General features: G+C 34.2%; 5 protein-coding genes and 2 tRNA genes. 2 read left to right on the plus strand and 5 right to left on the minus strand.

Annotated features, from left to right (window positions below):
- Positions 1-60 precede the first annotated feature (60 nt).
- Positions 61-136 (plus strand) — tRNA-Trp (locus HPY74_18815).
- A gap of 188 nt (positions 137-324) precedes the next feature.
- On the opposite strand, the gene HPY74_18820 is transcribed toward HPY74_18815, so the two are convergent.
- The 4 genes from HPY74_18820 to HPY74_18835 are packed head-to-tail and all read right to left on the minus strand — an operon-like array spanning position 325 to position 5,404.
- Complete coding sequence (locus tag HPY74_18820) at positions 325-1,665, minus strand: Ger(x)C family spore germination protein (GenBank protein ID NSW92667.1); 1,341 nt, start codon at positions 1,663-1,665, stop codon at positions 325-327.
- The gene (locus HPY74_18825; GenBank protein ID NSW92668.1) at positions 1,658-2,776 is read right to left on the minus strand and encodes a GerAB/ArcD/ProY family transporter; all 1,119 of its coding nucleotides are present in this window, start codon (positions 2,774-2,776) and stop codon (positions 1,658-1,660) included. Before HPY74_18825 ends, HPY74_18820 begins: the two co-directional genes overlap by 8 nt.
- 31 nt (positions 2,777-2,807) lie before the next feature.
- The gene (locus HPY74_18830; GenBank protein ID NSW92669.1) at positions 2,808-4,523 is read right to left on the minus strand and encodes a spore germination protein; all 1,716 of its coding nucleotides are present in this window, start codon (positions 4,521-4,523) and stop codon (positions 2,808-2,810) included.
- Complete coding sequence (locus HPY74_18835; GenBank protein NSW92670.1) at positions 4,520-5,404, minus strand: hypothetical protein; 885 nt, start codon at positions 5,402-5,404, stop codon at positions 4,520-4,522. The genes HPY74_18830 and HPY74_18835 overlap by 4 nt, the downstream gene beginning before the upstream one ends.
- A gap of 147 nt (positions 5,405-5,551) precedes the next feature.
- Here HPY74_18835 and HPY74_18840 point away from each other — a divergent pair.
- Positions 5,552-5,629, plus strand: a tRNA-Pro gene (locus HPY74_18840).
- A gap of 95 nt (positions 5,630-5,724) precedes the next feature.
- Here the strand turns inward: HPY74_18840 and HPY74_18845 are convergent.
- Entirely contained in the window at positions 5,725-6,795 is a 1,071-nt protein-coding gene (locus tag HPY74_18845) for an alanine--glyoxylate aminotransferase family protein (protein ID NSW92671.1), read from the minus strand.
- Between the last annotated feature and the right edge of the window lie 316 nt (positions 6,796-7,111).

Consider the following 7,111-nt stretch of genomic DNA (forward strand, 5'->3'; position numbering starts at 1 on the left):
TTGACTTTTGCAACCTATTGACACAAAGAAAAACTTATTGTATACTAAAAAAGTCACTGAAGGGGAGTAGCTCAATTGGTAGAGTAGCGGTCTCCAAAACCGTCGGCTGCGGGTTCGAGTCCTGTCTCCCCTGCCACATCAATTATCTTGTATAATATATAGTAAATATCGGCAATAGAAGTGCTATCAGTGCAATTATAAATACCATTATTGCACCGATTTTGTTTTTTCTTTTAAAAGTCCATACACTATAGCTTGTTGTATAAATAAATACCCATGCTAGAATAATAAAAATTAATATTGTATTTAATGTTATAATTACTATCATTTACTCCTTTCTGTTGATACAGCCGGATTTGAACGCAATATTAATCCTGGCCTACGTATCTTGAATGAAACATCTACCGAAAATTTTGTATCTTTATATCTATCCAGCCACTTAAATTCCATCCAGTCATTCCATGTTAAAAACTTTATCCTCATATTCTCTCCTAAACTACAAATATCGGTACCGTATTCTTCTGCCGTTTTTTTTAAGAACCTTAGTATACCTTCCCTAAAAAACTTTTCAACCCATTCTTCGAGTATCTTCACATTATCCGGATCCTCATAATTAAGTCCACTTTGAATTGATAAAATATCCCCCTCCAAATCGACTTTAACATAGGCGAGGGGTTTTCCATCTACCATCTGAACTTTTTTAGTAGGATTTCTCCTTTTTTTAACATTCAACACAACAAAACTGTTTTCATCTATAGGGTCAGGTACAGTAATATAAGAGTAATTATATTCACCGGTAACCATCAAGTAATAAGAGGTTTCTTCACCATCCAATTCTCCAACCATTCTAGCTCCATCAAAAACTGCAAGACCCATTATTTCTGTATTTGTATTACCTGTTTGTGGAATATTGCCTGCTGTATAGTCACCAACTAAAGGATACTCTTTGCCTTTTTCTCTATAAGTAGAACCTTCAATTGTTATATTCTGTGAATCTTCAAACTTGCTTACACTGGCAAGTGTTGCTACGGCCTGGCTGCAAAAACACTCTGTTTTCAAATAAAAGTTTATTAAAATGGTATTTGCAGTAAACCCAGTATATCTATAAGCTTGATATATCATTCTATAATATTTTGACGGATTAATTTCCAATATTGGTTGAACGTTTCTTAAGTACTCTTCTGCACTCCCTTTTACTACAACTACAAACATACTTCCTCTAAACTCCTTGCCTCTTATTAAAGCATGTATATATTTTTCTATACCCTCCCTGGCCAATTCTTCAGAAAATACAACGGCTTGCGCATGAGAAAAGTGAATTTGTTTGCTTATATAATTGTTAACCACATTAATACCTGAATATATAGTGGGAGTTTCCACTGTTGTTATTGTTACCGATTTATTTCCTCCTTCTGAACTGTTACCGCCTCCTCCGTCACTTCTTCCACCATTTCCTTCACCGCCTCCTCCAGCTCCTATTGCCTTTGGTACTGCAATCTGCAATGTCATTCTTAAAGGATTTGTTTTCCCTTTATCAAAGCCTACTGCCATTACATAAGCCATATCATCAATTTCACGTCTATCATAACATCCGGATGATAAAAATAAAAATATCAATAATAATAAGGACAGACATATTGTCCTAAAAAACATTTTTTTACTCATGACGCCTTCTTTTTATCCTCTCCTTCAAACCATACTTTTTTATAAACGAAGATATAAGTAATAAAACTAAGGGCAGAGCAAATGTAAAAATCCAAGCAAAACTCCTGAAATACGTAACTTCAAGTTTTATTGCTGTCATAAGATTGGGAGGAAGCAGGCTTAAATTAAATATAATTATGATAACAGGAATAATTAAAGGTCTGTAGTATTCCAGGTCATAAGCCTTTTTGATAAAAAAAACAGCAAAAAAAGTGCTGGATGATAAATACAAAAGTGCTGTTGTGGCCCATACAATTAAAAATATTGATTCGATCCTTTCAAAAAATCTTCCATAACTAAACAGCCGTGAAAGCTGATATACAGGAAGAAAATTTTCAATAGAAATTGGATAGGCATATATCAGTAAATAACTGAATATGCTTATGATTAGTATTAGTGCGGAAATTGCGAAGCCCGTATATCCTGCTTTTTTGAAAATTTTATATGATTTTAAATACGGAAAAATAAAAAAAAGCACTATAATTTCTGAAAACAGTGAAACTTTTGGGATACCTGCTACGAATAGTTCATAAGGGCCAAACCCCAAAAAGGGAGCTAGCCTTGTAAAATTAAAATAATTGGTAACACCTAATAAAATTAATATATAGGAAATAAGAATTATCGGGACTGCAATGGAATTATACCTTACTATGGCTTCCAGCCCCAAATATGCAGCTACTGCCATTCCAACAATGAAAAATAAGCTGACAAAACTTATTGGGGATACCTGTAAGGATATGATTTTCATATTTTCAGTAAATTCTCTTAATATAATAGAAATTACAAATATTAAATATACCGAGAGGACAGTCCCGACAAAAATCTTTCCTGCCCTGCCGGCAATATATTCACCTAAATCTATGAGGTCCATTCCTTCGTAATTTTTATACAATTTTATTATCAGCCAAAGGGCAATAAAAGCTAATATTGCTACATATATAATAAGAATCCCGCCTCCTGTGCCTGCAACTTCAGCTACTATGCGGGGCATATTCAAAAAAACCTGGTTGCATATCACAAGCATTATTAAACTAATAGCTTCCCAGTTGCCGAACACTACCTTATTACTCATTACCATACTCCTTCTTTTATTAACATTACCCTTATTTTTTAACCCATCCCCTGCTGATATGTGGTTGGTTCCTTTCCCTTTTCACATTCAAATAGTCAGGTCTCCATTCTTGTCTCCAAATTGCTTTCCTTAAAATAAAATCAGGATTCTTTTTACTTACTTTAGGTGCAAAAGGCACCATAAAAGGTATACCAAAAGATTTTGCTGCAGCAAGCCATAACCCATTTATAAATAAACCTGTAGCAATACCAAGAAATCCTGCCATTGCTCCAAGTAAAATAAAGACAAATCTGGATACCCTAATTCCAAAACCCAGAGAAAAACTGGGAACTGCAAAAGACCCTATCCCTGTTACTGCAACTATAATAATCAAAATTGGACTTACTATATTGGCAGCAACAGCAGCTTGTCCAAGTATCAGCGCCCCTATTATTCCAAGGGTTGGCCCTATGGGCCCCGGTACTCTTATACCTGCCTCACGTATTAATTCAAAGGAGACTTCCAGAATAAGTAATTCTATAATGGAAGGAAACGGAACTTTCTCCCGTGAAGCTTCAATGGCAAGCATTAAGTCAGTTGGAATCATTTCATGGTGGTAGTTAGTTATTGCAATATATAAGCCGGGTAAAAGAAGAGTAAAAAACATCCCCAACAGTCTAATTATTCTTAAAAAATTGGCATAAGGATATCTTATATAAGCATCTTCCGGAGATTTAATTAATTCTATTAAATTGGAAGGCATAACCAGTGCAATAGGAGTACCGTTCATTAATATTGCTATCTTCCCTTCGGTAAGAAGCATTGCAACTTTATCAGGCCTTTCCGTGTCAATTATTTGCGGCACATTTAGGAAGGTATTATCTTCCAGATATTGTTCCAGTTCGCCTGAATCCTGAATATAATCAACTTTAATGCTTTTGAGCCTTTTTCTAACTTGATTAACAAGGGCATCATTGGCAATGTCTTTTATATATAATAAACCACAAGGTGTTTTACTTTTTTTACCAACAGTAATATTTTCGACGATTAAATTTTCATTTTTTATAATTTTTCTTATAAGAGCCGTATTAATTCGCAAGACCTCAGTAAAACCTTCTTGTGGTCCTCTTATAATAAGCTCGACATTAGGCCTTTCTACACTTCGGTGTTCCCAGCCCTTAACATCCGCAGTAAAAGCAAGATCAATTCCATCAATAAATATCCCACACCCTCCAAAATTGACCTCATCAATAACACTTTCATATGTCCTTACTACTTTTAGCTGTGTTTGCGGTAGAAGATGATCTTTTATATAATTGCCGATATCTTTTTCATTGCTTTTTATATCAAAGGTTGAAAGAAGCATTAACGGTTTTAATATGGCTTCATTTATTACTTTTTTATCAATCATGCCGTCTATAAAGATTGCAAAAGCTTCTATAGCTTTATCTTTGATTATTACATTAAATTCTCTTATAATAACATCCCCGTTAATAGGAATGCTGTAGACTTTTTTCATATATTCAAGGCTTTTAGATATATCATTGCTTATCTTAACACCTTTATTTGCTTCCCTATCGTTGCCATCACTGTTTTCACTATTATTGCTTTTTCTTTTATTCTTTTTATTTTTCGTTACATTTTCATTCGTATCTTTCTTTGCATTTGACTGCAACTGCTCTTCTTCGGTTTCTTTTAAAATATAGTTCTCTATCTTTTCAGGCTCCTGAAAAATAAGCAAATTTATAATAGCTTTTTTAATATTCAAAAATACTCCCTCCCTAAGGAACTGAAAGGTATGTCCTCAACCTTTCCATTACCCATCTTTACAAGATAAACATCCCATTTTCTTGAACCTAGGGTCATTGCAAATTCCTTGTCAAAAACTGCAAAATCAAATCGGTACTTGCCCTTTACTGAACTCCCGGTATCCATTGCAATAGTATATCCTAATCCTTTAATATAAAATATAGTCCCAAAGGGCCAGTGATTTTTATCAATAGCTACAGATATGCCAGGAATTATCGGCTTGCCTGAATTTGTTATTCCTTTATTGTTTCCACACTCTTCTATACTGGGAGTATAAGCTGTACCTAAAAATTCCCCGATGTATTTCCCCCTGTTTATAGAGTCACTAGAATTAAAACCCTCAAACAACACATAATTCTGTGGCTTTATTCCCACAGAAGCTGCCATCTTTAAAGAATTTTGAAGAGCAATATTGTCTTGTGCCAATTCTTTGTTCTTTCCGGTCAATTCATTATTCTTGGTTATTAACTCTTCATTTTTTTCAGTCAGCTTTTCATTTAGTTTTTTTAGCTCTTCTATCGTTTTTAGAAGTTTTTCGTTTTCATCAACAGTATCAAAATAGCTCCTTTTTAGCATTTCATTTTCATCTTTCAACTTTTCCAACTCAGTATTCAAACGGTTATTTTTAAGTCTAATTTCTTTATTATCAAGTGAAAGCACTTCAATTTCCTTATATGCTTTTTTATATGATTTATATATTACAAAATTGTTTCCACATAACACTATTATAAGAAAAAACAGTAATCCTCCTGACAGGTAAATGCCATTTATATACTTTTTAATCTTCCATCGCCTCCTTAATCCATAATAAACATAAACATAAAAATAATGTAAAAATATTCATTATTACATTATCTTCATATTTCAGTATTTTATACATTAAGCTCTCAAATTGCTTAATGTTTAGTAAAATACGCCCAGATAATCCAAAAAAACATAATATATCTTTACATTCTTTATGCCTTATGCTATAATTAAAAACCGTAGCGGGGTGTAGCTCAGTTTGGTTAGAGTGCTTGCTTGGGGTGCAAGAGGTCGCTGGTTCAAGTCCAGTCACTCCGACCAAAAAATATAGGGTCTCGGGATTCCGAAACCCTATATTTTATTTGTATGTTTATTTGAATCTAGCTCTCACCTCAAAAAGCGTCATACCATTCCATTTATAATCCAATAATATTTTCAATTAAAGATAATAATTCTTTCACTTCATCCAAAGTGGTTTCCGCCATATGGGCTATTCTGAAAGTAATATCCTTCAACTGTCCATAACCGTTAGATATCATATAGCCCCGCTCTCCCAGTTTCTTATTTAATTCTCCAACATTTATGTTTCTAGTATTCCTAATCGTGGTAAGGGTGTTTGAAGCATATTTTTCTTCGGGGAAAAGCTCAAAATATTTTTTTGCCCATTCACGGGTATACTTTGCCATCTCCAAATGACGGGCAAATCTATTTTCCAGTCCTTCAGCCAATATTTTATCAAGCTGGTAATCCAGAGCAAACATATGAGAAATTGAAGGTGTGGATGGATATTGATAATCCTTCTTCTGTATATATTCATAAAGGTCCAAAAGGTCTAAGTATGTACCCCTAAATTTTACCTTTTTTGAAGCTTCCACAGCCTTTGGAGAAAAGGAGCAGATTGCCATCCCTGGAGGAAGGCCCAAACATTTTTGAGTTGAAGTAATACAAATATCGATACCCAGTTTGTCTACTTCAATTTTTGTACCTCCCATTGAGCTTACTGTATCCATACATACAACAACATCTGGGTATTTCTTCCAAACATCCGCCAATTCTTCTACAGGGTTCATTACACCGGTTGATGTTTCATTATGGGTTATGGTAATTAAATCATACTCTCCTTTGGATAAAGCCCTTTCAACCATTTCGGGGGTAGTAGGTTTACCTGGTTCTGAAGAAAATATATCAGCTTCTATGCCATTTGACAAAGCCATTTTATACCATCTATCACCAAAAGCACCTATCGAGAATATTGCAGCTTTTTTTCGGGTACATGACCTTACTGCTCCTTCCATAAGACCGCTTCCGGATGAAGTAGATAAAAGGATTTGATTTTTTGTATACATAACTTTCATCATTTTCTCGGAAATGCTCTTCTGCAATGCCGACGCTTCTTTTGTCCTATGTCCAATCATAGGGGTAGCCATTTTTTGAAGGACGTCTTCGGTAACTTCAACTGGTCCTGGAATAAATAATCTTTTATGCATTTTTATAACCTCCTAGTAATTAACCTTCACTTTTTGTTAAAATTATAACATAGCGTGCAATAAAAAATATGCTAAGTGTTGTAAACACTTTAATTATAGCATAATAATAATAAATGTAAATATTGCAATTGTCGGAGGGCGCATTTTCTTCCCATGACCCATTATATTCCGGAAACGGTGCTCCAGGCTTCTAGAGCCTGTAAATTCACTTCGGGGCAAATCAAACTCGCAAAATAATTTGAATAAAATTTAATAGCACATCAATGTAATTATTTTGCTCATACAGTTGATTTGCTTATCCCTCGTCGGATTAACA

This window comes from Bacillota bacterium (assembly GCA_013314855.1).
GTDB lineage: Bacteria > Bacillota > Clostridia > Acetivibrionales > DUMC01 > Ch48.